Source organism: Streptomyces antioxidans (genome assembly GCF_000968685.2).
Lineage (GTDB): Bacteria > Actinomycetota > Actinomycetes > Streptomycetales > Streptomycetaceae > Streptomyces > Streptomyces antioxidans.
Map to the genome: position 1 here is coordinate 39,933 of NZ_LAKD02000032.1, position 25,676 is coordinate 65,608.

The 25,676-nt window shown below is 70.6% G+C and carries 22 protein-coding genes and 1 pseudogene; 10 read left to right on the top strand and 13 right to left on the bottom strand.

Features of this window, described 5'->3' with window-relative positions; genetic code table 11:
- Positions 1–2: 2 nt before the first annotated feature.
- From VT50_RS13550 to VT50_RS13570, 5 genes are all read right to left on the bottom strand, one after another.
- Entirely contained in the window at positions 3–863 is an 861-nt protein-coding gene (locus tag VT50_RS13550; protein ID WP_046090170.1) for a carbohydrate ABC transporter permease, read from the bottom strand.
- The gene (locus VT50_RS13555; protein WP_053048825.1) at positions 853–1,806 is read right to left on the bottom strand and encodes a carbohydrate ABC transporter permease; all 954 of its coding nucleotides are present in this window, start codon (positions 1,804–1,806) and stop codon (positions 853–855) included. Before VT50_RS13555 ends, VT50_RS13550 begins: the two co-directional genes overlap by 11 nt.
- An 11-nt stretch (positions 1,807–1,817) precedes the next feature.
- Positions 1,818–3,128: an ABC transporter substrate-binding protein gene (locus tag VT50_RS13560; protein WP_046090169.1), complete on the bottom strand. Its 1,311-nt coding sequence runs from the start codon at positions 3,126–3,128 to the stop codon at positions 1,818–1,820.
- A 38-nt stretch (positions 3,129–3,166) separates the two neighbouring features.
- Positions 3,167–4,318, bottom strand: coding sequence for a mandelate racemase/muconate lactonizing enzyme family protein (locus tag VT50_RS13565; RefSeq protein WP_046090168.1), 1,152 nt, complete (start codon positions 4,316–4,318; stop codon positions 3,167–3,169).
- 71 nt (positions 4,319–4,389) lie between these two features.
- The gene (locus tag VT50_RS13570) at positions 4,390–5,376 is read right to left on the bottom strand and encodes a hydroxyacid dehydrogenase (protein ID WP_046090167.1); all 987 of its coding nucleotides are present in this window, start codon (positions 5,374–5,376) and stop codon (positions 4,390–4,392) included.
- Positions 5,377–5,490: 114 nt separating this feature from the next.
- Between VT50_RS13570 and VT50_RS13575 the strand changes: the two genes are divergently transcribed.
- Positions 5,491–6,411 (top strand): LysR substrate-binding domain-containing protein, encoded by a 921-nt coding sequence (locus VT50_RS13575; RefSeq protein ID WP_079343829.1) that lies wholly within the window; start codon positions 5,491–5,493, stop codon positions 6,409–6,411.
- A gap of 130 nt (positions 6,412–6,541) precedes the next feature.
- Positions 6,542–7,360, top strand: coding sequence for a DUF4142 domain-containing protein (locus VT50_RS13580; RefSeq protein WP_046089004.1), 819 nt, complete (start codon positions 6,542–6,544; stop codon positions 7,358–7,360).
- Positions 7,361–7,380: 20 nt separating this feature from the next.
- Here the strand turns inward: VT50_RS13580 and VT50_RS13585 are convergent, their stop codons facing one another.
- The 3 genes and pseudogenes from VT50_RS13585 to VT50_RS13595 all read right to left on the bottom strand — a co-directional run.
- On the bottom strand, positions 7,381–8,709 hold the full coding sequence (locus VT50_RS13585) for an enolase C-terminal domain-like protein (protein ID WP_046089005.1): 1,329 nt from the start codon (positions 8,707–8,709) through the stop codon (positions 7,381–7,383).
- 19 nt (positions 8,710–8,728) lie between these two features.
- Entirely contained in the window at positions 8,729–10,066 is a 1,338-nt protein-coding gene (locus VT50_RS13590) for a gluconate:H+ symporter (protein WP_046089006.1), read from the bottom strand.
- 181 nt (positions 10,067–10,247) lie between these two features.
- Positions 10,248–11,402: pseudogene (locus tag VT50_RS13595) on the bottom strand (L-talarate/galactarate dehydratase); the annotation flags it as partial.
- Between the two features lie 301 nt (positions 11,403–11,703).
- On the opposite strand from VT50_RS13595, the gene VT50_RS13605 reads away from it, so the two are divergent.
- Positions 11,704–12,975, top strand: a complete 1,272-nt coding sequence (locus VT50_RS13605) for a cytochrome P450 (RefSeq protein WP_046089007.1) — start codon at positions 11,704–11,706, stop codon at positions 12,973–12,975.
- Here the strand turns inward: VT50_RS13605 and VT50_RS13610 are convergent.
- A complete protein-coding gene (locus VT50_RS13610; RefSeq protein ID WP_240529162.1) occupies positions 12,972–13,649 on the bottom strand; it encodes an ATP-binding protein in 678 nt (225 codons plus the stop codon). The genes VT50_RS13605 and VT50_RS13610 overlap by 4 nt on opposite strands.
- A 198-nt stretch (positions 13,650–13,847) precedes the next feature.
- Here VT50_RS13610 and VT50_RS13615 point away from each other — a divergent pair, with 198 nt between their 5' ends.
- The 4 genes from VT50_RS13615 to VT50_RS13630 all read left to right on the top strand — a co-directional run bounded on the left by VT50_RS13615 (position 13,848) and on the right by VT50_RS13630 (position 17,728).
- On the top strand, positions 13,848–14,615 hold the full coding sequence (locus VT50_RS13615) for an IclR family transcriptional regulator (RefSeq protein WP_046089008.1): 768 nt from the start codon (positions 13,848–13,850) through the stop codon (positions 14,613–14,615).
- A gap of 43 nt (positions 14,616–14,658) precedes the next feature.
- Complete coding sequence (gene glpK / locus VT50_RS13620; RefSeq protein ID WP_046089009.1) at positions 14,659–16,164, top strand: glycerol kinase GlpK; 1,506 nt, start codon at positions 14,659–14,661, stop codon at positions 16,162–16,164.
- Between the two features lie 169 nt (positions 16,165–16,333).
- Positions 16,334–16,735, top strand: coding sequence for an SseB family protein (locus VT50_RS13625; RefSeq protein WP_046089017.1), 402 nt, complete (start codon positions 16,334–16,336; stop codon positions 16,733–16,735).
- A gap of 156 nt (positions 16,736–16,891) precedes the next feature.
- On the top strand, positions 16,892–17,728 hold the full coding sequence (locus VT50_RS13630) for an undecaprenyl-diphosphate phosphatase (protein ID WP_046089010.1): 837 nt from the start codon (positions 16,892–16,894) through the stop codon (positions 17,726–17,728).
- A 173-nt stretch (positions 17,729–17,901) separates the two neighbouring features.
- Here VT50_RS13630 and VT50_RS13635 read toward each other — a convergent pair whose 3' ends face one another.
- The 4 genes from VT50_RS13635 to VT50_RS39000 form a co-directional block, all read right to left on the bottom strand.
- Complete coding sequence (locus tag VT50_RS13635; protein WP_046089011.1) at positions 17,902–19,218, bottom strand: MFS transporter; 1,317 nt, start codon at positions 19,216–19,218, stop codon at positions 17,902–17,904.
- 2 nt (positions 19,219–19,220) lie between these two features.
- Complete coding sequence (locus VT50_RS13640; RefSeq protein ID WP_240529163.1) at positions 19,221–20,588, bottom strand: NAD(P)/FAD-dependent oxidoreductase; 1,368 nt, start codon at positions 20,586–20,588, stop codon at positions 19,221–19,223.
- Between the two features lie 53 nt (positions 20,589–20,641).
- Positions 20,642–21,232, bottom strand: coding sequence for a helix-turn-helix domain-containing protein (locus VT50_RS13645; RefSeq protein WP_046089012.1), 591 nt, complete (start codon positions 21,230–21,232; stop codon positions 20,642–20,644).
- A gap of 146 nt (positions 21,233–21,378) precedes the next feature.
- Complete coding sequence (locus tag VT50_RS39000; RefSeq protein ID WP_143645216.1) at positions 21,379–21,792, bottom strand: helix-hairpin-helix domain-containing protein; 414 nt, start codon at positions 21,790–21,792, stop codon at positions 21,379–21,381.
- A gap of 336 nt (positions 21,793–22,128) precedes the next feature.
- Here VT50_RS39000 and VT50_RS13650 point away from each other — a divergent pair, with 336 nt between their 5' ends.
- Genes VT50_RS13650 through VT50_RS13660 form a run of 3 tightly spaced genes read left to right on the top strand, consistent with a single transcriptional unit; the run spans position 22,129 to position 25,635 of the window.
- Complete coding sequence (locus VT50_RS13650) at positions 22,129–22,947, top strand: hypothetical protein (protein WP_053048730.1); 819 nt, start codon at positions 22,129–22,131, stop codon at positions 22,945–22,947.
- A 14-nt stretch (positions 22,948–22,961) separates the two neighbouring features.
- Positions 22,962–24,215, top strand: a complete 1,254-nt coding sequence (locus VT50_RS13655) for a copper amine oxidase (RefSeq protein ID WP_240529164.1) — start codon at positions 22,962–22,964, stop codon at positions 24,213–24,215.
- 58 nt (positions 24,216–24,273) lie between these two features.
- Positions 24,274–25,635, top strand: coding sequence for a serine hydrolase domain-containing protein (locus VT50_RS13660; RefSeq protein WP_046089013.1), 1,362 nt, complete (start codon positions 24,274–24,276; stop codon positions 25,633–25,635).
- Positions 25,636–25,676: the final 41 nt, after the last annotated feature.

The window sequence follows — 25,676 nt, forward strand, 5'->3', positions numbered from 1 at the left end:
TGTCAGCGGCCTCCGAGTCCGCTCATGGTGATGCCTTTGACGAACCAGCGCTGGGTGAGGAAGAAGAGCACGATGAGCGGCACGGTGGTGATGGCGGCGGCCATCAGCAGCAGATTCCACTGGGTGCCGTTGGTGGACTGGAACACCTGGAGGCCGACCGCCGCGGTCCTGGTGGAGTCGCTGTTGGATATCACCAGTGGCCAGAGCAGGTTGTTCCACTGGCTGATGAACTTGAACACCGCGAGGGTGGCGATGGCCGGGACGGCGAGCGGGACGATCACCCGGATGAACGTCTGCCAGCGGTTCGCCCCGTCGAGGCGGGCGGCCTCCTCGTAGTCGCGCGGCACGCCGAGGAAGAACTGGCGGAGCAGGAACACCCCGAGCGCGGTGAAGGCGTGCGGCAGGATCATCCCCGGCCAGGTGTCCACCCCGTGCGCCTTCGCCACCAGGATGAACTGCGGGATCAGCGTGACCTGCGAGGGGATCATCAAGGTGGTCAGATAGACGCCGAACAGCACGCTGCGGCCCCGGAAGCGCAGCCGGGCGAAGGCGTACGCGGCCAGCGCCGCGGTGACCGTCTCCAGCAGCGCCGTACCCCCGGCGAAGAAGACGGTGTTCAGCAGATAGCGGCCCAGGGGGACGAGGTCGAAGGCGCGGCCGATGTTCTCCGGATGCCAGCTGCCGGGCCAGAACGACGGCCGCGCCGCCATCGACTCGGCGTCGGACTGGAAGGCCACCAGCACCATCATCACGATGGGGGTCAGGGTGACGGCGGTGACCAGGAAGCAGGTGAACACCAGCAGCCGCCGGGCCGCCACGGGCGAGCGGCGGAGGGCCGCGAGGGCGGGCATGTCAGAGGTCATAGTGCACCAGCCTCCGCTGGAGCAGGAACTGTGCCGCGGTGATGACGACGATGAAGGCGAACAGCACCATCGATTGCGCGGCCGCGTAGCCCTGCTCGTAGTTCTGGAATCCGGTCCGGTAGATGTACATCACCAGCGTGGTGGTGCTGGTTCCCGGCCCGCCGTCGGTCATCACCAGCGCCTGGTCGAAGACCTGGAAGGAGCCGATGATCGAGGTGATCACGGTGAAGAACACCGAGGGCGAGAGCAGGGGCAGCGTCACCGCGCGGAAGGTCCGCCAGGGCGAGGCACCGTCCACCCTGGCCGCCTCGTAGAGCTGCTGTGGAATGGCCTGCAGCCCGGCGAGGAAGATCACCATGCCGAAGCCGAAGCTCTTCCAGACGCTCATCAGGATGAGGGCGGGCATGGCCCAGTCGTCCGAGATCAGCCACGCCGGGCCGTCGATCCCGAAGGCGCCGAGCACCGCGTTGATCAGCCCGTCGTGCGGGATGTAGAGCCAGACCCAGACGAAGGCCACGGCCACGGTGATCGTCGCGTAGGGCAGCAGGAGCAGCGACCTGAACACCGCCATGCGCCGCAGACCCTGGTTGAGCAGCACCGCAAGGCCCAGGCTGACCAGCAGCGTCAGCGGCACACTGACGAAGGTGAAGTACGCGGTGTTGCCGAGCGCCGACCAGAAGGTGGTGTCCGGGCCGAGCCGGGCGAAGTTGTCCAGCCCGATGAAGTGGGGCGGGCTGAACAGGTTCCAGTCCAGCAGCGAGATCACCCCGGCCGCGACCACCGGTCCCGCGGTGAAGACCAGGAATCCAACCAGGCTCGGCAGCAGGAACAGCCAGGCGGCGACCGTCTCCGAGCCGTGGCGCCGGAGCCGGGGGCGGCGCAGCGGGCCGCGCGGGCCGCGCCGTGGGGCCTCGGTCGCCGCGGTGGGGGTTTCGACAGCCATCGTGATCCTCCTCAGGCGGCCTGGCGGACGGCGTCCCGGTGCTGGCGCATCAGGGCGTTCAGCCGTGGCATCACACCGTCGATCGCGTCGCGGACGCTCACCTGGCCGAGGAAGGCCCGGGGCAGGTCCTGGCCCAGCAGCAGCCGGACGCGGTTCCAGTTGGTGGTGACGTTGAAGGGATGGCCGCCGGCGACCTCGCCCTTCAGGATCCGCTGGACGATGCCCAGGTTGGCGGGCGGCGGTTCGAAGGCGCTCGCGGCGGAGAGCCGGGCGGGGTTGTTGCGCCCGGCCCGTGCGTAGATGTCCAGCGCGCCCGTGCTGGTGAGGGTCTTCAGCAGCCGCCATGCCAGCTCGAGGTCATCGCCCCGGACGCCCGAGGGAATGGCGAAGCTGGAGCCCGACACCCGTGGTGTGGATCCGGCCGGTCCCGCGGGAAAGGGCACGACGTCCCAGGTGAACGGGGCCTCGCGGACATTGAGCACCTGCCACGGACCGTTCTGCATAAAGGCCACATTGCCCTGGAGGAAGTTGGCCAGGGCGGCGCCGGACGCGCTCTGGGCGAGATTGTCGATCGGCGGGGTGGCCCGGTCCTTGACGAACAGATCGACCACGTAGTGGATCGCCTCCAGGGCCTCGGGGGCGTCCAGGGGGCTGGTGCCACGGTCCCCGTCGACGACATCGCCACCGGCGCAGTAGATCCAGGACACCAGGTCGTCGATGCTCGGGGCGCAGGTGAAGCCGTACTGGTCCTTCGGCTCGCTCAGTTCGACGGCCAGGTCCCGGAAGGTGTCCCAGCTCATGGGCTCGGTCGGGGACGGCGGATCGACACCGTTCCGCTCCAGCAGCGTCCTGTTGTAGTAGAGCACGGTGGGTGCCACATCGAAGCCGATGGCGTAGGTGTGGCCGGCGAACGAGGAGATGGACCGGATGGCGGGGTAGAAGTCGTCGAGGTCGAAGTCGGGGTCCGCGGCGATGAGGTCGTCCAGCGGCCGGTGTGCGCCGCGTGAGGCGTAGGTGGGGATCAGCCAGCCGTTGAGGGCGGTGACCATACCGGCCGTTCCGCTGACGAGCTGCAGGTCGAGCTTGGTGGGATAGCTGTCGGACGGGGTGAGGGTGGAGGCCGATCTGATGTGCATGCGCCGCTCGACATAGCGTCCGAAGTCGGCCCAGACCCGGTTTTCCTCAGGGCTGCTGGACCACATGGACCACGTCGCCGTGCCGGGTGGCGGACCGGAGGCGCAGCCGCTGAGGGCTCCCGTGGTGGCGAGCCCGCCGAGGGCCGCCCCCTTGAGCAGGGCACGCCGGGAAAAGCTGGAAGACATCGTCGTCTCCTCGCTGCTGGGGCTGGGTGCGCGGATGTTCAGGACCAGGCCAGGTCCAGGGATTCGGCGCGGATGCGCTCCTCGTCGACCTCGACGCCGAGGCCGGGACCGGAGGGGACGGTGGCGGTGGCCGCGACGATGTCCAGGTTCGCCACGTAGAGGTCGGCCAGCAGCTCCGGTCCGTTCAGCTCGGCGGGCAGGGCCAGTTCCAGCTGGCTGAAGAGGTGCAGCGCGGCCGCAAAGCCGATACCGCAGTCGGTCAGCCCGCTGGCCAGCACCTCAAGTCCGCCCGCCAGGGCGACCTGGGCGGTCTTCAGGGCGTTGCGCAGCCCGCCGGATTTGCAGATCTTGACGACCACCAGATCGGCGGCGTCCAGGCGGAGGGTGCGGGCCAGGTCCTGGGCGGTGAAGCTGCCCTCGTCGATGGCCACCGGCAGGCCGATCAGGTCCCGCACCCGGCGCAGGGCGAGGATGTCGGTGCCCGGCACGGGCTGCTCCACACACGTCAGGTGCGGCACCTCGCGCACCGCGTCCAGCAGACGGGTGAGGGCGGTCGGCCGGTAGGACTGATTGGCGTCCAGCCAGAGGGGTTTGCCCGCGGCGACCTCCGCGACGGCGGTGATGGCCGCGGTGTCCGCGGCGGGATCGCCGCCGATCTTCACCTTGTAGGCGGTGTAGTCCGAGGACTGCTGGGCGTGTTCCCGGACGGCGGCGGGCTCGCCCACCCCGATGGCCGAGCAGAGCGGCACCGTGTCCCTGAGCTTGCCGCCCAGCAGGGCGTGGACCGGCAGCCCGGCCAGTTTGCCGGCCGCGTCGTGCAGGGCGATGTCCACCGCGGCGCGGGCGAACGGAAAGCCGTTGGAGACCGCGGGGCTCAGCCGGCGGCGGGCCCGGGTGTGGAACAACTCCACGTCGAACGGGGTGAGTTCGAGGAGGATGGGGGCCAGATGGCGCTTGATGACGACGGCCATCGTCTCGGCGGTCTCATAGCTCCAGCTGGGCAGGGCGCGCTGTTCGCCCCAGCCGACCACCCCGTCCTCGGTGGTCAGCTTGACGAAGATGACCGATCCCGCCTGATCGGGGGCGCCTCCCGGCTGACCGGGGGCGCCGACGGCGCCGCTGCCCAGGACGAACCGCCGGGCGAACGGCACGGCCACGGGGAAGACCTCGACCGCCGTGATACGCGACATGGTGAAGGGGCTCCTGTCATGAGGTCGATGGCGTGAACGAGCGGATACCGAGCGCCGGGGGCCGGAGTCGGTCAGGCGGCGATGGGCCAGGAGGCGGGGTCCACGAAGCTCGGACCGCGGACCCCCTTGTCCAGCCAGTCGGCCACATCGGCCAGCACATATCCGGCCAGCGCCAGATGCCCGTCCACGGTGTCCCCGGCGATATGCGGGGTGAGCAGCAGATTCGGGCAGTTCAGCACGGGCTCGCCGAGCCGCGGCGGCTCGGGCTCGAAGACATCCAGCGCGGCGAACAGCCGCCCCGCCAGAGCCTGTTCGAGCAGCGCACCCTGGTCGACGGCCGCTCCCCGGGCGGAGTTGACGACCACGGCGTGGTCGGGGATCCGCTCGATCAGCCGGGCGCTCACCAGCCCATGGGTGTCGGGCAGGTCGGGCACATGGACGGAGACGAACGGGCAGCCAAGGGCCTCCTCGAGCGTGGCGGTCCGCACCCCCAGCGCGGCGGCCGCATCCTGGTCCAGATACGGGTCGTACACCACCACTTCGCAGCGGAACGGCCTGAGCAGGGTGATCAGGGCGCGGGCGGTGGAGCTCGCACCGAGAACGCCCACCCGGCGGCCGCTGAGTTCACCGCCGCGGAAGCCGCTCTGCTTCCAGCCGCCCGCGCGCATCGCGGTGTCGAACAGCGGCAGCCGGCGGGCCAGGGTGAGCATCGCCGCCAGGCAGTACTCCCCGACGGACCAGGCGATCCGCCCGGCGGCCGAGAAGACCGCGACGCCCTGGTCAAGCACCTCGCGGTCGATGAGCCTCTTCACCGTCCCGGCGGCGTGGGCCACCACCCGGGGGCCATCGCCACCGGCCCAGATCGCCGGGTCCAGACGGGGCGTGCCCCAACTGGTCAGCAGCACATCGCTACCGGCGGCGAGCCGGGCCACCACGTCCGCGGTCAGCGGTTCATCGGCCCAGCTCACCTCGTAACGCCGCGCCATCAGCCGCCGTGTCTCGGCGCTGATCACATCGGCAGCACGCTGGGGGGTCATGGCGACGGCGAGTCTGGACAACCTGGCTCCTCGGACGGGCTCGGCGCGGATCTGGCCTGGCGGTCGTCATGACCGTAGGGTCACGACGCCATGCCCGTCCAAGCCCACTTTCGCATCGCCCCATACCGTGAGGGCATGAACCTCTCCCTGCAGCAGCTCCGCGGCTTTGTGGCGGTGGCGGAGGAGCGGCACTTCGGCCGCGCCGCCGCCCGACTCAACATGACCCAGCCCCCGCTGACCCGTCAGATCCAGGCGCTGGAACGCACCCTGGACGTCGTCCTGTTCGAGCGCACCGGACGTGGCGCCCGGATCACCGCGGCGGGCCGGGTCTTCCTCGACCACTGCCACCGGGTGCTGGCCCTGCTGGAGGCCGCGCCGAACGCCACCCGCCGCGCCGCCGAGGGCCGCACCGGCACCCTGCGGCTGGCGTTCACCGCGATCGGCGCGTACGCCATCCTGGCCGATGTGCTGGACCTGGTGAAGCGGCATCTCCCCGATGTCGCGGTCGAGTTGACCGAACTGGTCAGCCCCGATCAGTTCGCCGCCCTCTCGGAGCTGCGCATCGACCTGGGTCTGGTGCGGCCGCCCATCCCCGAGGGGTACGACTCGCTCCTGGTCCACTCCGAGGCCCTTGTCCTCGCGGTGCCCTCCGGCCATCCGCTGGCCCATGACGACGGCGACGCCCCGGTCGCCCTGACCGAGGTGGCCGATGACTACATCGGCTACAGCCCCGAGGGCTCCCGCTATCTGCACGACATCTGCGCCGCGATGATCGGCGTGGACCGCTACGCCGTCAGCCAGTTGACCTCCCAGGTCCCCACCATGCTCGCCCTGGTCCGCGCGGGCCTGGGCTGCGCCCTGATCCCCCGCTCGATCATGACCATGGGCGTCCATGGCGTCCGCTACCGCGAACTGGCCCCGGCCGACGCCCACTCCGTCACCCTCCACGCCTGCTGGAGCCCCGACAGCCCGAACCCGGCCCTCCGGCGGCTGGTGGACGTCCTCGGCAAGGAGCGCCCGGGAGACCGCTGTGAGATAGGCCATATGCGGCGGTAAGTAACGGTCCAAAGATATAGAAACGGCCGCCGGACCATTGAGCAGAGGGCCTTCGTGATCCGTATTCGCCGGTGCACGTACGGGCAGCCACTGCTCCGCTCAACGACCGGCGTCCCCGCCAGGAGGTTCTATGCGATCCCGGTACTTCGTGACAGGTACCTCCCTCCTCATAGGTTCCGTGGTGGTCACCCTCGGTGTCATCATGTCGCCCGTCCTGACGGGTGTGCAGCAGACGAACCAGGCGAACCTGGCGAAGACGAGCTCGACCCAGTACGGACCGCTCACCGGCGCCGACCGGGACTTCGTGGTCAAGGTCAGGCTGGCCGGGCTGTGGGAGTACCCCGTCGGTGAGCTGGCCCTCAAGAGGGGCACCACGGCGGCGGTGCAGACGGCCGGTGAACACCTGATCGTGGGGCATGCGCAACTGGACGACGCCGCACGGGACATCGCGCCCAAACTCGGCATCACCCTCCCCAACAAGCCCACGCCGCAGCAGCAGGGGTTCCTGGACACCCTGACGGCCGCCACGGGCAAGAACTTCGACGGCCAGATGGCCCAGATCCTGCGCATCACCCACGGCCAGATCTTCAGCGCCATCGCCAAGATCCGGGCGACCAGCAAGAACACCCTGGTGCGGCAGCTCGCCACCCAGGCCAACAACACGGTGCTTGACCACATCACCCAGATGGAGAACACCGGGATGGTCGACTACGAGCGGCTTCCCGCCCAGATCACCGCGACCCCGACCCAGGGCCCGGACTTCACCAAGCCGGTGCTGCCCAAGCCCGGTGAGCCCACGGTCGTCCTGAAGAAACCGGCCTCGCTCGAGGGCAAGGGTGAACCGCCCACGCCGTCCCCGCCCGCCCCGGTCGACGACGCGCCGGGCTCCTCGGCCTCCCCGGCCACTCCGGAGGCCACCTCCTCCCCCGCCGCGTCCGCCGTGCGGTAACACGCCGTCAGGGCCGCTCCTCAACGCACCAGGCAGGGCCGCTTGTTGTCGAAGGTCCAGCCCGGGATGAGATAGCGCATCCCGACCGCGTCGTCCCGCGCCCCCAGCGCCTTCTCCTGGTAGAGGGCGTGGGCGGCGAGGAGCCTGTCGCGGTCGAGCCGGATGCCAAGACCGGGGGCGTCGCGGACGGCGATCTCGCCACCGGCGATCCGCGGCGGCTCGACGGTGAGCCGTTCCAGCCCCTCCTGCCAGATCCAGTGGGTGTCCAGGGCGTTGTACGCGCCCGGGGCGGCGGCTCCGCAGTGGGCCACCATCGCCAGGGAGATGTCGAAGTGGTTGTTGGAGTGGCAGCCCCAGGTCAGGCCCATCTCATGGCAGAGCTGGGCCACCCGCACCGACCCCTGCATGGTCCAGAAGTGGGGGTCGGCCAGCGGGATGGAGACGGACTGCAGCGCCAGCGCGTGGGTCAGCTGCCGCCAGTCCGTGGCGATCATGTTGGTGGCGGTGGGCAGTCCGGTGGCGCGCCGGAACTCGGCCAGGACCTCCCGGCCGGAGAAGCCGTCCTCGGCGCCGCACGGATCCTCCGCGTAGGCGAGCGTGGAGAGCAGCGGACGGCACAGCTCGATCGCCTCGCGCAGCGACCAGGCGCCGTTGGGGTCGAGGGTGATACGGGCCTCGGGGAACCGCTCCTTGAGCGCCCGTACCGCCTTGACCTCCTCTTTCCCCTCCAGGACCCCGCCCTTGAGCTTGAAGTCAGCGAAGCCGTAGAGGTCATGGGTGGCCTCGGCCTGGCGGACGATCGCCTCGGGGGTCAGCGCCTCCTCGTGGCGGATGCGGTACCACTCGGCGTCGGCGCCGGGCTCCCGGACGTACTCCAGATCGGTGCGGTCGGGGTCGCCGACGTAGAACAGGTAGCCCAGGACCCGTACCGCGTCGCGCTGCTTGCCGTCGCCCAGGAGCGCCGCGACGGGCACCTCCAGATGCTGTCCGAGGAGGTCCAGCAGGGCGGATTCGACGGCGGTGACGGCGTGCACGGTGGTGCGCAGATCGAAGGTCTGGGTGCCCCGGCCCCCGGCGTCGCGTTCGGCGAACCGCTGCCCGATCTCGCGCAGCACCCGCTTGTAGTCGCCCACCCGCGCCCCGATGACGAGGGACGCGGCGTCCCGCAGCGTCTGGGTGATCTTCTCCCCGCCGGGCACCTCGCCCAGTCCGGTACGGCCCTCGGAGTCCTCGATGACCACCACGTTGCGGGTGAAGTAGGGGCCGTGGGCGCCGGAGAGGTTCAGCTCCATGCTGTCCCGCCCGGCGACCGGATAGACGGAGAAGGAGATGACGGTCGGCTGGCTCATCGTGGCGTCCTTGGGGGTGTCAGACATTGAGCGCTTCGAGGGCGGCCTCTACGGCCAGCACGCCGCCGAGGCCGAGGACCGCGAGCACGGTGGTGTAGGTGGTGCGCGCCTTGATGGCGTCGATGACGGAGAGGTTGAAGTACTCCTTGAACATCCAGAAGCCGGGGTCGTTCACATGACTGAACGCGATCGATCCGCAGGAGACGGCGAGGACCATCAGCTCGGGGTGGACTCCGCCGTTCTCCAGGAGCGGCTGCACCACACCGGCGGCGGTGACCACGGCCACGGTGGCGGATCCGAGCGCCACCCGCAGGACGACGGCGATGAGCCAGGCGAGGACGATCGGCGAGATGGACCAGCCGTCGGTGAGGTCCTTGATGTAGTCGGATATCCCGCCCTCGACCAGGACCTGCTTGAACGCGCCCCCGGCCCCGATGACCAGCAGGATCATCGCCATCGCCTGGGCGGCGGAGTTGCAGGAGGCGCTGACCTCGGACAGGCTGCGGCCGATCCGCGGGCCGAAAGCCCACACCGCCAGCAGCAGGGTCAGCAGCAGGGCGATCGGCGCCGACCCGATGAAGGTGATGACGTGCAGGACCGGACCGGAGCCGGACACGGCCATGTCGGTCACCGCGGCGCCCGCGATCAGCACCACCGGGACCAGGGCCACCGACAGCGACCAGCCGAGGCCCGGCATCTCCTCCTCGGTGAAGGTGCGCTCGGTGACCAGGCCCCTGGGGATCTCGGGGTCCATCCGGCGGACGAACGGCAGGCGCGGCCACACCAGGGCGATCAGCGCACCGGCCGGGACGGCGATGAACAGCCCGTAGAACAGGGTCAGGCCGACGGAGGCGTGGAAGGTCGAGGCCACCGCGATGGGCCCGGGGTGGGGCGGCAGGAAACTGTGCATGGTGGACAGGGCGATGGACATCGGAAGGCCGACCCACAGCAGGTTCTTGCGGGTGACCCGGACGATGGTGAACGCCACCGGCACGATGATGACGAAGGCCACCTCGTAGAACATGGTCACGCCGATGAGCATGGCGGTGACCACCATCGCCACCTGGACCCAGCGCAGTCCGAAGGTGTCGATGAGGGTGTTGGCTATGCGCTGGGCCGCGCCGCAGTCGCCCATGACCCGGCCGACCATGGCGCCCAGACCGACGACGAGCATGGTGTCGCCGATCTGACCCCCGACGCCCTCCGCGAGGACATCGGGGATCTTCTCCGTCTCGACCCCCTGCACCAGCGCGACCCCGACGGCCACGAGGAGCAGGGCGATGAAGCCGTTGAGCTTCAGCCTGGTCATGAGGAACAGCAGGATCGCCACGCTGATTCCGACGACGACTAGAGGCATGTCTTCCGTTCCCCTTTGAACTGCGGCCGGTCGAGCGGGAGGGTCGAACGGCTGCCAGACGGCCAAGGAGCCCACGTACATGCACTCCGTCTATATATGCAGATGGAGGCTAGAGGGGTGAACACCACGGGTCAATGGGTAGGGCCATGGATCCGTGACCGGGGTCGGCGGGAAACGGGGCCTATCGGGCGCCGAACTCCACCTCGGCGCCCGTCCAGGCACGGGCCCGCTCGCTGAGGGTGATGCCGAGACCGGGCCGCGCGGACACCCGCATCCGGCCGTCGCGGATCTCCAGCCGCTCGTTGAACAGCGGCTCCAGCCAGTCGAAGTGCTCCACCCACGGCTCCTGCGGATAGGCGGCCGCCAGATGGAGGTGGATCTCCATCGCGAAGTGCGGGGCGAGTTGCAGATGGTGGTGCTCGGCGAGGGTGGCCAGCTTGAGGAACTGGGTGATGCCGCCGATGCGCGGTGCGTCGGGCTGAATGATGTCCGCCGCGCCGTGGCGTATCAGCTCCCAGTGTTCGGCCACGCTGGCCAGCATCTCCCCGGTGGCCACGGGGGTGTCCAGCGAGGCGGCGAGGGCCGCGTGGCCGGGCGCGTCATAGGCGTCCAGCGGCTCCTCGATCCAGACCAGGCCGAACTCCTCGAAGGCGCGCCCCATGCGCTGTGCGGTGGGGCGGTCCCACTGCTGATTGGCGTCCACCATGAGCGGTACGTCGTCGCCCAGGTGCTCCCGTACGGCGGTCAGCCGGCGCAGGTCCTCCTTGCCGTCCGGCTGGCCCACCTTGATCTTGATACCGCCGATCCCGCTGGCCAGGGAGGCCGTCGCGTTCTCCAGCAGCTGCTCGGTCGGCGTGTGCAGAAAGCCACCGGAGGTGTTGTAGCAGCGGACGGTGTCACGGTGGGCGCCCAGCAGCTTGGCCAGTGGCAGCCCGGCCCGCTTGGCCTTGAGGTCCCACAGGGCGATGTCGAACGCCGCGATCGTCTGGGTGGACAGCCCGCTGCGGCCCACGGAGGCACCGGCCCACACCAGTTTCGTCCAGATCTTGGCGATGTCGCTGGGGTCCTCGCCGAGCAGGGTGGGCGCGATCTCCTGGGCGTGGGCGAACTGGCCGGGCCCTCCGGCGCGCTTGGAGTAGCTGAAGCCGATGCCCTCGTGCCCCTCCTCGGTGGCGAGTTCGACGAAGAGGAAGGCCACCTCCGTCATCGGCCTCTGGCGCCCGGTGAGCACCTTGGCGTCGCTGATGGGAGTGGCCAGGGGAAGGACGACCGAGGACACCCGGATCCAGGAGACCCGGTCGAGGGTTGCCTCACCTGCCTGCTGTGCGGGGTGCGCCGCCCCCGTCGTCTGCGTTGCCTGCGTTACCTGCGTTGCCTGCGTTACCTGCGTTACCTGCGTTGCCTGCGTTGCCGAATGCGATGTGGTCACCACGTGTTGTCCCTGTGTGTGGGCCCGTAGGCGGGGCGAGTAGATGGCGTGGGGAGCGCATCATCGCACCGCGCGGCGACGGCCCGTTGGCACGGGCCCGGTCGCGCGGCCCGCCGCGTCGCCCGGCCCATCGGGCGGGGCTACGCTCGAAAGGGAGGGACACACGCGAAGGGGAGGGACTCGGTTCGCCTTCGAAGGGAGCGTTTCCGTGTCCGTCACATCACGCACATCGGCTCCGGCGCCACTGCCCAGGCACCGTGACTGCCCCTTCGATCCGCCCGGTGCGTACGCGGCGCTGCGGGAGGACGGCGGGGCCAGCAGGCTGGCCTTCCCTGACGGAAAGGCGGGCTGGCTGCTCACCCGGCACGAGGACGTGGCGCGGCTGCTGGCGGACGACCGCTTCAGCTCGGACCGCCGCCGCGCCTCCTCACCGGTGCACGCGTTTCCGGTCCGCCAGGACGACCGCCGCATGCTGGGCTCGTTCATCGGCATGGACCCGCCCGAGCACACCCGCTACCGGCGGCTGCTGAGCAAGTGGTTCACCGCCCGGGGGCTGCGGGGGCTGCAGCCGCGGATCGAGGAGATCGTCGAGGACCACCTGGCCGCGATGGAGCGCGCCGGTCCCCCGGCCGACCTGGTGACCTCCTTCGCCCAGCCGATCCCTTCGCTGGTGATCTGCGAGCTGCTGGGAGTGCCGTACGAGGACCGGGCCGACTTCCAGCGGTGGGCCACCGTGCTGCTCCGGCTCGGCCAGCCCGAGGAGGACGTCTACGCGGCCCGGGACGCGCTGTGGGAGTACATGCGCGGGCTGCTCGACGCCAAACGGCGGCGGCCGGACGAGGCGCTGCTCTCGCGTCTCGTCAACGGCGACCACGGCGCGCCCGGCGGCACCCACGACCGCGGCACCGGCGACGCCACGGCGGCCGGGCTGACCGACGAGGAGCTGACCGGTGTGGGGCTGCTGCTGCTCGTCGCGGGCCATGAGACGACGGCGAACATGCTGGCCCTGGGCACGTACGCGCTGCTGCGCCACCCCGAGCAGGCGCGCGGGGTGCGCGAGCGGCCCGAGGTGATCGACCACGCGGTCGAGGAGCTGCTGCGGTATCTGACCATCGTCCAGTTCGGGATCGTACGGGTCGCCCGGGAGGACCTGGAGATCGCCGGAGCGCGGATCCGGGCCGGGGAGACCGTGGTCGGGTCGCTGGCCTCGGCCAACCGGGACCCGGCGCGGTTGGCCGCCCCGGACACCCTGGACATCACCCGTGACCCGGGCGATCAGATCGCCTTCGGCCACGGCATTCACCAGTGTCTGGGGCAGCATCTGGCGCGGATGGAGATGCGGACGGCCTATCCCGCCCTGCTGCGGCGCTTCCCCACGCTCCGTCTGGCGGTGCCGCCCGAGGAGGTGCCGCTGCGCCACGACATGCTGATCTACGGAGTCCACCGGCTGCCGGTCACCTGGGACCGGTCCGTCGGTTAGGCCGGAAGATCCGCCCACCAGGTGATGCCCTCATGGCAGGTGCGGCTGCCGTGGCGCGAGGACAGCGCGGTGACGATGCCGAGCCCACGGCCGTGCTCATCGGGCTCGATGTCCTCGTCCGCCCGCTGACCGGCGGGGACCGGGCCCCCGTCGGTGACCTCGATGCGCAGACCGGCGCCGCCCTCGCACTCGGTCCAGCTCAGCCGCAGCACGGCCGGGGGCAGGGCGTGCAGGATCGCGTTGGTGACCAGCTCCGAGATCACCATCAGCGCCTCGTCGAGCCGGTCGGCCGGCAGCTCCCATTCGGACAGCAGCGCGTGCGCCCGCCGCCGTACGGTGGCGACCGCCTCGCAGATGTGCGGGACGGGCAGGACATGGTCGCCGACCGGGTCGGACTCGCCGATCTCGTCGATCTCGTCGGCCTCGTCCGCCGAGGGCCGGTCCGCGGCCTCGTCGGGCATCGCCGCCGACGACCGGTCCGGGATTTCGTCGCGGGCCGTCCCCGACGCGATCAGGGAGTCCGCGTCCGGCGCCTGGGAGCCGATGAGACGGACGTCGGTGAGATCGACGGGCCCCGCGGCCTGCCCGGGCACGCTGTGCCTGGTCACGCCGTGCTGCCCGGTGATACCTGGCCCGGTGGTGCCGGGCGTCGGCAGGCTCAGTTGTTCCGCCACGTCTCCTCCTCTCCAAGCCGGGTTGTGTCTCTCCGCCGGGCACCCTTCGGGGCACCTTTCGGCATACTGGTCTTCTTGTCCCGATACGGACGCTATGGGCGCCAACCCCCGGGGTCAACGAATCCGGGTCGGCATTGCCGAACGTTTGGCGTTCTCTCCAACAGGCTGTGCCACTGGCCGACGAGCTACGATCGCGACATGGCCGGCCCGGTGCAGTCCATCGAGCGTGCGGCGGCGATCCTGCGGCTGCTCGCCCAGGGGTCCGGTCGGCTCAGCCTGGGCGAGGTGGCCGCCTCGCTCGGCCTCGCGAAAGGCACCGCGCACGGCATTCTGCGCACACTGCAGAGCGTCGACTTCGTCGAACAGGACAAGGCGACGGGGAAGTACCAGCTCGGCGCGGCGCTGCTGCACCTGGGGACCAGCTATCTCGACATCAACGAGCTGCGGTCCCGCTCCATCAACTGGACCGACGCCCTGGCCGCACGCAGCGGTGAGGCGGTCCGTCTCGGAGTGCCCCTGGAGGGCAAGGTCCTCATCGTCCACCACGTCTTCCGGCCCGATGACACCTTCCAGACCCTGGACGTGGGCTCGCTGCTGCCCCTGCACGCCAGCGCACTGGGCAAGATCTTGCTGGCGTACGGGACGACTCCCCTGGAGCCGCTGATGGAATCCGCACTGGAGAACTACACCCGGTACACCCTCGACTCCCCCCAGCAGCTGAGCCGGGCACTGGCCGAGATCCGCGACACCGGGTGGGCGTTCTCGGCACAGGAAATGATGATGGGCGAGGCGGGCGTCGCCGCGCCGATCCGCGGGCAGGGCGGTCTGGTGGTGGGTGCCGTCGGCATCTCCGGCGCCATGGACCGCCTCTGCGACACCAAGGGACGGCCGCTCGGCTCGCTGGTCGGGCTGACGCGCGACGCCGCCCGGGCGATCTCCCGCGACCTCGGCGCGGCCCGCTGGTGATGTCCCACGCCCTGCTCCAACCCGCCCGAAGGCAGGCCAGGCCATGGTTGAACGCTATGTGATGTCCATCGACCAGGGCACCATGTCCACCCGGTGCATCCTCTTCGACCACCAGGGACGGCTGGTCTCGGTCGGCCAGCGAGAACATGAGCAGTACTTCGCCAGACCCGGCTGGGCCGAGCACGACCCCACCGAGATCTGGTCCCATCTGCGCCGTGTCGTCGTCCCCCGGGCCCTGGAGGGCGCCGGGATCCGGCCGGAGCAGATCGCCGCGATCGGCATCGCCAACCAGCGCGAGACCACGGTGGTCTGGGACCGCCGCACCGGCGTACCCGTGGGCCACGCCATCACCTGGCAGGACACCCGTACCAGCGGCTATGTCGAGGAGCTGCGGCGGACCACCGGTGACGACTTCTTCCTGGAACGCTGCGGTCTGTCGCCCACGACCTACTTCTCCGCGCCCCGGCTGCGCTGGCTGTTCGACCATGTCGACGGCCTGCGCGAGCGGGCGGGACGCGGCGAGGTGCTGTTCGGCACGATGGAGAGCTGGCTGATCTGGAACCTCACCGGAGGGCCAGACGGCGGGCTGCACCTGACCGACGCCACCAACGCCAGCCGCACCATGCTGATGAACATCCGTAGCCTGACCTGGGACGATGAACTGCTGGCCTATTTCGATGTGCCCCGGGCGATGCTGCCGGAGATCCGCTCCTCCGCCGAGCGCTACGGCACGGCCCGCGCCCTGCTGCCGGACGTCCCGATCTGCGCGGCGCTGGGCGATCAGCAGGCGGCGCTGTTCGGGCAGACCTGCTTCGCCCCCGGCGAGGCGAAGTGCACCTATGGCACCGGCAGCTTCCTCCTGGTCAACACCGGCACCGAGCTCGTACGGTCCCGGCACGGGCTGCTGACCACGGTGGGCTACAAGGTCGGCGGGGAGCCGACGGTCTACGCCCTGGAGGGCCCGATCGCCGTCACCGGCTCGCTGGTGCAGTGGTTCCGCGACCGCCTGGGGCTGATCCACAGCGCCCCCGAGATCGAAACCCTCGCCCGCGGGGTCGAGGACAACGGCGGCTGCTACATCGTCCCCGCCTTCTCCGGTCTTTTCGCCCCGCACTGGCGCAGCGACGCGCGCGGGGTGATCGTCGGGCTCACCTCGTACATCACCAAGGGGCATCTGGCCCGGGCCGTCCTGGAGGCCACGGGGTGGCAGACCCGGGAGGTGGTCGACGCCGTGAACGCCGACTCGCCCCGGCCGCTGCGCCAGCTGAAGGTGGACGGCGGGATGACCTCGAACAATCTGCTGATGCAGTTCCTGGCCGACGTCCTGGACATGCCGGTGGTGCGGCCCATGGTCTCCGAGACCGTCTCCCTCGGCGCCGCCTACGCCGCCGGGCTCGCCTCCGGCTACTGGCCGGATCTGGAGGGGCTGCGCCGCAACTGGCACCGCGCGGCGCAGTGGATGCCCACGATGGACCCCGCACGGCGGGAGGCGGAGTACGAGAGCTGGCGGCGGGCGGTCGAGAGGTCGCTGGGCTGGGCCGGGCCATAGCCCGGGGCATATTCCCCCGCGGCCCGCGCGGCCTGCGCGGGAATCGAGGCGGGCTTGGACGTGTGAGTTCCGTGAGGCGGGGTATTCGAGCCAGCCGCGGCTGTTCACCTGAGCCGCTCTGGGACCCAGAAACCCATGAAGACCCAAATCCCGATCCATGGACGGAATCATGACCAGCCCTTCCGATGAAAACGTCTCCGCCACCCAGCAGGCCCTCGGCGAGCTGGCGGCCGACCGGGCGGATGAGTCGGCGCTGACCACCCTTGCCAACAGTGAGGTCCTTCTCCCCTCCGCCGAGACCGGCGAGGAGGCGGACCCGCAGGCCGTGACCCTGCCCGTGTTCCAGCAGGAGGACGGCGCGCAGCTGGTACCGGTCTTCACCACTCCGGCCCGGATGCACCAGGCCCTGCCCCAGATCGAGCGGTACCACCTGGTGCCGCTGGGCGCGCTGGCCCAGGGATGGCCCTCCGAGGAGCTTTCGCTGACCATCGACGCGGGCGCCCCGGAGGCCGTGACCCTCTCGGCCACCGGCGTACGGAGCCTGCTCAGCGGCTCCGGTCCGGCCGCCTGACCCTCCCGCGGCGGCCCGTGCCCCTGCTCGATGCGGGCACGGGCCGCGGCGACGCCCGATCACGGCGAGCCGCTCGCTGATTGGCCACCGTCCCGATTCATCGTCTACCGTCCCGTGGACAACTGATCACGGAAAGACACCGGCGGGACGGATCACGTGAGCGCGATCAACATCGGACAGGCCGTCGTTCTCGGCGTCGTGGAGGGGGTCACCGAATTCCTCCCGGTCTCGTCCACCGGCCATCTCAAGATCACTGAGGGGCTGATGGACATCCCGGTGGACGAGAAGTCCGTCGTGGCCTTCACCGCGGTGATCCAGGTCGGCGCCATCGCCGCCGTCCTGCTGTACTTCTTCCGCGACATCCGCCGCTTCGCCACCGCATGGGCGCGCGGGCTGGTCAACCGCGAGGAGCGGTACCACCACGACTACAAGTTCGCCTGGTGGGTCATCTACGCCACGGTCCCCATCGTGGTCGTGGGCCTGGCGGCCAAACCGCTGATCGAGGGCCCGCTCGCCTCCCTGTGGGTGGTGGCCGCCTCGCTGATCGTGGGCAGCGGGCTGATGTGGCTGGCCGACCGGATGGGCCGCCACAAGCGCGGGGAGGACGACACCAGCGCCAAGGACGCGATGCTGGTCGGCTCCTCCCAGATCCTCGCCCTGCTCTTCCCCGGCTTCTCCCGCTCGGGCGCCACGATGGCCACCGGCCTCATGCTGGGCCTGGACCGGGTGGCCGCCACCCGGCTCTCGTTCTTCCTGGGCATTCCCTCGCTGACCGGCGCGGGGCTCTACGAGCTCAAGGACGCCATGGGCGGTGGCGTGGGCACGATGCCGCTGGCGGTGGGCACGGTGGTGTCCTTCGCGGTGGCCTACGCCTCGATCGCCTGGCTGCTGAAGTTCGTCGCCAAGCACTCGTTCAACGCCTTCGTGATCTACCGGATCGTGATCGGCCTGGCGCTGTTCGGGCTGCTCGGCACGGACGTCCTCAACGCCTGACACCGTCACCCGGCGGCACGGGCCGTTTCCCCTCCCCGCCCCTTCCCGACACCGGGGCTCCGCCCCAGACCCCAAGCCCGGCAGCGAAGCCCTTGCCACCACGCGGTAAGCCGGTGCCAGGTGGCGGCGCCGCGTCGCGGCCCGGCTCGCCATCGGCCGAAGACCGCCTGCGGCTATGCCGTCCGCGAGCGGTTGAGCAGGGCCAGGGAGCAGATGAGGGACACGGCCACCAGCACCATCTGGTAGATCACGACCGGCACGATCGATCCGCCGGTCGAGTGCAGCAGCCACTCGCCGACCAGGGGCGCCGTACCGCCGATGAGCGCCGAGCACAGCTGGTAGGAGAGGGAGATGCCGGTGTAGCGCACGGAGATCGGGAAGGCGGCGGCGAGCAGCCCGGCCAGGATCGCGTAGTTCATCGCCCCGGTGATGCCCAGCAGACAGATGCCGAGCCCGACGACGACCGGCTGGGTCGTCGAGACGCAGGCGTACATCACCGGCACCAGCGCGAAGTTGAGGCTCAGCAGGGCCGCCACGGTGCGGCGCGGGCCGAAGCGGGCGGCCAGCACCACCCCGAAGGGCTGGGTGATGAACTGCAGAACGCTGTAGACGAGCAGCACGTTCAGCATGGTGGAGCGCTCCATGCCGAGGCTGTCGGTGGACCAGGACAGCACGAAGGTGGTGATGAAGTACGTGGCGGCGATGCCGATGGAGCTGGCGAGCACACCGAGCGCGAGGGATCCGGGGTGGCCGGTGACCAGCTCCCGCAGGGGCACCCTCGCGACCCGCTTCTCAGCGCGCAGCCGGACGAACTCCGGGGACTCCTCCACCTTGAGCCGCACCACCAGGCCGATGACCACCATCACGGCGGAGAAGAGGAACGGCACCCGCCAGCCCCAGGCGTCGAAGTCGTCGTCCGGCAACTGGGTGAGCAGTGCGAACATCCCGGTGGCCAGGATCGATCCGGCCGGGGACCCCTGCTGGGCGAAGGCGCCGAACGACAGCGCCTTCTCCTTGGGCGCGTGTTCGCTGGCGATGAGGACGGCGCCACCCCATTCGCCGCCCACCGCGATGCCCTGCACCATCCGCAGCAGCACCAGCGCGATCGGCGCGGCGAGGCCGACCTGGTCATAGCCGGGGAGCAGCCCGATCAGAGTGGTGGCGATGCCCATCATCAGCAACGTGGTGACCAGGGTCTTCTTCCGGCCGATCCGGTCGCCGAGGTGGCCGAAGACGATGCCGCCGATCGGCCGGGCGAGGAAGCCGAGCCACAGACTGCCGAACGCCTGCAGCGCGCCGGTGGTGTCGCCGCCTCCGCCGAAGAAGATCTTGCCGAGGACGAGCGCGGAGGCGGTGGAGTAGATGTAGAAGTCGTACCACTCGACGGTGGTGCCGATGAACGAGGCGAAACCGGCCTTGCGGGCCGTCCGCTCGCGGTCGGTGGCCGTGGCGCGGTCCGTCGCCGCGGCGGTGGCGGTGGGCTTGCTCATGGTCAGCGTCCAGATATGCGGTCGGCGAGACGGGCGATGGGGGATGTGGTGGTGCGGCCGGAGGACTCCGAGCGGTCGGCGGCGCGGTACGCGGCATACATGCCGTGCACCCCGGCCCACCGGAACGGCTCGGGCTCCCAGCGCCGGGTGCGGTGGCCGACCCAGGGCAGCGCGGTCAGCTCGGTGGAGTGGCCGAGCAGCAGATCGCGCAGGGTGCGCCCGGCGAGGTTGGTGGCGGCCACGCCGTGGCCGACGTATCCACCAGCGAAGCCGACGCCGGTGGCGGGGTCATAGCCGATCGAGGCGCACCAGTCGCGGGGCACGGCCAGCACCCCCGACCAGGCGTGGTCGACGGCGGCCTCGGCGGTGTCCGGGAAGAGGCCGGTGAGGATCCGCCGCAGGGCGCGCACGGTGTCCGCGCTGGTCTGCCCCGCCCGGTCGGTGCGGGAGCCGAACTTGTAGGGCACTCCGCGGCCACCGATGGCGATGCGGCCGTCCGCGGTGCGCTGTCCGTAGGTGTACGCGTGGGTGGCGTCGCTGAGGAGTTCCTGCCCCTGCCAGCCGAGCCGCTTCCACAGCTCGTCGGGTAGCGGCTCGGTGACGATCATCGAGGAGTTCATCGGCAGCCAGGTGCGCCGCTCGCCCTCGATACCGCTGGTGAAGCCCTCGGTGGCGCGGACGATCCGGCCCGCGCGGATGGTGCCGAACGGGGTGCTGACCCGGCCGGGGGCGATGGCGGTGACCGGGGTGGACTCCAGGATCCGCACCCCGCGCGCCGCCACCGCGTCGGCCAGCCCGCGCACCAGCTTGGCGGGGTGGACCCGGGCGCAGTGCGGATTGTGGTACGCGGCCAGCGCCCCGTCCAGGCGCAGCCGCTCCGCGAGCCGGGGCGCGCTCAGCCACTCCAGGTCCTGCCCGCCCCAGTGGCGCAGCTGGTCGTACGCGGCGCGCAGCCGGGGCAGTTGGGCGGCGCCGTGGGCGACGGTGAGATAGCCGCTCTTGACGATGTCGGCCTCGATGCCCTCGGTACGGGCCACCGAGATCACCTCGTCCACGGTGTGGACCATCTCCCGCTGGAGGGCGATCACGGCGTCGCGTCCGCGCTTCCTCGCATAGGTCCCGGCCGATCCGGCGATCTTGCAGCTGAGCCAGCCGGCGTTGCGCCCCGAGGCGCCGAATCCGGCGAACTCCCGCTCCACGACGGTGATGTCGAGATCGGGGGCGGCCTGTTTGAGGTAGTACGCGGTCCACAGCCCGGTGAAGCCCCCGCCCACGACGCACACATCGGTGGCGAGGTCCCCGTCGAGCGGTGGACGCCGTTCGGGGAAGCCGGTCTGGCGGTACCAGAAGGACACATTTCCGTTCAGCACTGCGGCACTCAGCCAATCGAGAGAGACGGCAGGTGGTGTGGGGTGGGGATGGGTCAGTAGCTGGGTGGGCTGATCACCCACAGCACCCGGGCGGCCGCCCCCGCCGTCTCGGCGAGCGGGTGGGGTACGGCGGAGGAGTAGCGGATGCTGTCACCGGCGCCGAGGGTGAAGGAGCGGTCGCCGAGCCGGAGGCCGACGGTGCCCTCGAGGACGTACAGGAACTCCTCCGAATCGCCGTGGCTGTAAAGGGTCTCCCCCGTGGAGCCATGGGCGTCGAACTCCCCCAGGAACACTTCGAGATGGTGCTGCGGCCCCGGGGTCAGCCGGAACTTGCGCCCGCCGAGCACCCCGAGGGCGAGCCGGGGCGCCTCCTCGGCGCGCAGCACGCTCGGGCCGCTGGTGAAGTCGTCGCCGAACAGATCGGCCACCTTCAGGCCGAGCGCGGCGGCGACCTGCTGGAGGGTGGCGATGCTGGGGTTGGCCTGCCCGCGCTCTATCTGGCTGAGATAGCCCTCACTGATCCCGGCGGCCTCGGCGACGGTCCGCAGCGTCAGCCGGCGCGCCCTGCGCAGCGCACGCAGCCGGTCTCCCACGGAGTCATCGGCGGTTTCCGCGGCCCGGTCCGTGGTGTCTTCGATCTCCATGGCCGCACACGCTAAGAGCGCTGAGCGGGTGGCACAAGGGTCTGAGCTGAAAACTCAGAAATCTTTACTGCCCCGCTCCGCCGCTCAGCCGGTCCAGAGTCGGGCCAACGAGGCCATCGGGCCGTCGGCCCGCTCCCGCTGTCCGGTCACGACCGCCTCTCGTTCGGTGCCGAGTGCAGACGGTTGAGCGCGTGCCGGGCGCTCACGGCACCGATACCGTCCAGATCCCGAAGCTGGCGCGCGGAGAAACCGGAGAGCAGTTCGAGATTATCGATTCCGGCCCTGAGTAATGCATTGGCCAAACGATGTCCAATTCTGTCGTGTCCGAGGGCATCGAAGAGTTCGCCTCCCTCGCAGGAACCGCAGCGCCGTCCGGGCGTACTCGGCGCCATTTCCCAAGGACCGCAGCCATCACACATATCGATCACCCGGCCATCCCATCGCGCCCTCGACCAGCTCATTTGGACGATGACTTCGCGGAGCGCACCGACACTGTCGGCCGCTGAGGAGGAATGCGTGGCGCCACAGATGTCACATCGAATAGTGATCGAATGGCTCATGCGAGCATGATGGCAGAGAGCCTTCCCACGGGCCGTCCCCGTCATCGCTTTGCGGCCGCTCGGCCGCCCATGGGGACATGCGTTTCTCACAGCCGCTTGATGACAAATGCGACTGTTACCCCGCCCGGAGTGGTGAAAGCGTGAGCTGGCAGTGGACAGCGAAGGGTCCGGGGGGAGACCGGGGGAGTCCGGGGGGAGTCCGCGCGAGCCGTTGTCAGCGGCTTGAGGCCCGTCTGCCCGACGGGGAACGCAACCACGACAATCCGGTATCCGGCCGAGTGCTGTCACCGCGAGCCCCACCGGGCTCACTTGACCGACGACGGAAACGGCTGGGTGATGACAGACAACGCGACGGACAAGGACGCGGCCGATACCAGGGGCGCCCGTGGGCGCCGTCACCGGAGGTGGCGCCTGGCCGCGGCGCTGGGTCTGACGGCGGTGCTGGCGGGCGGCGGGATCGCCGCCCTCCGGACGTCCGGACCGCCCGCGTCCGACGCCCCGGAGCCCGCGGCCGCCGTCGCCACCCACTCCGGCCGGCTGACGGCTGGGGAAGCGCGCGAGGCGTCCCGCATCGCCATCGACGCCGCCACCCGGCCCGGCCCCGCGAAGGACCGTCAGAGGGCACCGCAGAAGAGCGACGGGGAGCGGAACGCCGCGGGCGGCTCCGGCGCCGAACCGCTGGACACCCGCCGTCCGACCCGGGCCACGTCGGGATCATCCGCCAGCGACAGCCGGGCCGAGGTCCAGCTCTACGACTACGCCTCGGACACCCTCATCACCAGGGTGGTCGATCTGCGCTCCAAGAAGGTACTCGACTCCGCCCGACGCCACGGCGTCCAGCCGCCTCCCACCCTGGCCGAGGCCCGCGAGGCGGTGAAGGTCATCCTCACCGACCGCCGGCTCGGCCCGGGGATGCGCGAGTCCTATGCAGCGCAGACCGGGAAGCGGCTGGCCTCGCCCGCCCAACTGCGCCTCCAGAGCATGTCGTTCCTCGGCTCCCGGGCCAAGGGAGTGGACGGTGCCCGGAAGGTGTCCCGGTGCGGTGAGCACCGCTGTGTGCAGCTGTTCGTGCGCATTCCGGGTGGCAAGTGGATCGACACCAGCCGGATCGTCATCGATCTGTCGGCCAGGCGCGCCGCCGTCATCGGCCTGTGAGGGGAGCCTCGTCCGTGTCCAGTCTGTTTCGGCGTGCCCATGTGGTCCGGCGCGCCCGTCCGCTGTGCCGCGCCCATCCGCTGTGGCGGGCCCGTGTGCTGCTCCCCGTGGTGGGACTGCTGGCCCTGTGGCTGCCGGGTCCGGCCGCCGCCGCGCCCGCGAGCGCCGCGGCGGAGCCGTCCTGCCCCGCCGCGGATCGCATCGACACCACCCTCAAGAACGGCGCCAGGTGGCAGATGTGCTGGGACATCGACCGCAACACCGGTGCGGTGCTGAGCGATGTGACCTACACCCCGAACCGTTCCGCCCCCACCCGGGTACTCAAAAGTGCCTCGCTCGCCGAGGTGCATGTGCCCTATGACAGCGGTCAGCCGCGCTTCTACGACGTCTCGGCGATCGGCTTCGGCGATCTGGAGCAGGGCACGCTCACCCGGCTCAGCGCCGAGGACTGCCCCGACGGGCGGCTCCACGACTTCCGTGACACCCCGGTGCTGTGCGTAGCGGAGCAGCCCCGGCCGTTCGCCTACAAGAGCGCCGTGGAGAAGGGCGTGCTGCACGGCACCGATCTGGTCGTCTTCTCGGTCTCCGAGATCGGCTGGTACGACTACATCACCGAGTGGCGCTTCTCGGACGACGGCTCCATCACCCCCCGGTCGGGCGCCACCGGAAGCCTCTCGCCGTTCCAGTTCTCCGATGCGGGCAGCGGCTGGCCGACCGGGGTGGGCTCCACCCGGTTCAGCGAGAACCACTCCCACAACATCTTCTGGCGGCTGGACTTCGACGTCGACGGAGAGTCCAAGAACACCGTGGAGCAGTACGACTACCTGGGCGGCGGCACGGCCGCGCGCACCACCAAGCGCACCGTGTTCTCCCGTGAGAGCGCGGCGGACCTCGCGCCCACCCGCTTCTGGCGGGTGGTGAACCCCGCCGCCGAGAACTCCGACGGCCACGCCAAGTCCTGGGAGATCGACAACCACCACAGCGATCAGTACCGGGGACCGCACGAGACCGAGGAGTTCACCCACCACGACATGTACTTCACGCAGTACCGGGAGTGCGAGCGGCTGGCCTACGGCAACACCGCCCCGGACTGCGCCGCCTCGGTCGACAAGTACACCGGCGACGAGAAGCTCACCGACCCGGTGGCCTGGGTCAGCGTCGACTTCCACCATGTGCCCAGGGACGAGGACCAGGACCCCATGCCCACCCACTGGCAGGGCTTCACGATCGTGCCCCGGGACGTCACGGCCACGAGCCAGCTGCCATGACCGGGCCCCGTCGCCCCTCCCGTTCCGTCCCCGCCCCGTCCCCGGCAAGGAGTGCACCGTGTTACGTCCGACCCCGGCCCCGTCCGTCGAGGAACGGTCGAAGATCCGCCGCGTCCTCGGGGACCGGCTGACCGCCCTCGCCCGCGCCCATCAGGTGCCCGGAGCCCAACTCGCCGTGCACGGCGGCGGAATGACCCTCGCCGTGGAGACCGGCGTCCTGGACGCGGACACCGGCGAGCCGTGCACCGCCGACGCGGCCGTCCCCATCGGCTCCATCACCAAGGCGTACACCGCGACCGTGGTGCTGCTCCTGGTGGCGGACGGCGATGTGGAGCTGGACGACCGGCTCGGCGACCATGTGCCGGAGCTGCGGCGGGCCGGTCCGCCGTGCACGGTGCGCCAGGTGCTCAGCCACACCGCGGGGCTTCCGTCCGGGCCCGACTCGGACCAGGTGGCCTCGCTGACCGCCGCGCGCTATCTGCTGGACCACTGCACCGACCGCACCCTGGTGATGCCCCCGGGGACGGACTTCTCCTACTCCAACGCGGGCTATGTGGCCGCTGGGCGGCTGATCGAGGCGGTCACCGGGATGAGCTGGCAGGAGGCCGTGCGGTCCGTGCTGCTCGATCCGCTGGGCACCGTACCGTCCTTCCTCGGCACGGCGGGCGGCCCGCACCGGCCCACGGCGCGCGGCCACTCGGCCAACCAGGCCACGGGCAGAACGCGGCCGGTGCGGCAGAACCTCGCCCCCGCCGAGGCCGCGGCCGGTGCGCTGAGGGCCAGCGCCCTCGATCTGGTGGCGCTGGGCCGGGCCCATCTCGGCGGCGGGGCCACGGAGTTGCTGCCCCGCGAGCTCGCGGAGGAGATGCGCCGCCCGGTGCCCGGCGCCGACCCCGGGGTGCTGGCCGACGGCTGGGGCCCGGGCTGGGCGCTCTTCCGGCACGGCGACACCCTGTGGTTCGGGCACGACGGCAACGCCCAGGGCACCTCCTGCTTCCTGCGGGCCGACCCCGCCACCGGCGCGGTGGTCGGCTTCACCGCCAACGCGGGCACCGGCACCGGGCTGTGGCACGAACTGACCGATGTCCTCGGCGAGATCACCGGCGTCCGGGTGCCCCCCACACCCGCCCCGCGGCACCGGGCCACCCCCATGGCCGCGACCTCACAGTGCACCGGGATCTATCTCAACGGCGACATCGAGTACCAGGTGACCATCGGCGACGGCGGTGGCCTCGCCCTGTCCGTGGACGGCGACCTCCCCGCGCCGCTGCTCTGCCACGACGACCTGACCTGCGACCTGGTGGACCCCTCCTCCGGACGCCGGCTCCCCGGCGGGCGCTTCGTCCGCGATCCGCGGACCGGCGCCGTGGACCGGATCCAGCTCTCGGGCCGGATGGCCCGCAGGAGCGCCCTGGTCTGAGGTTCGCCACCGCGCCGCACACGGCCGTTCTCCCCACATCT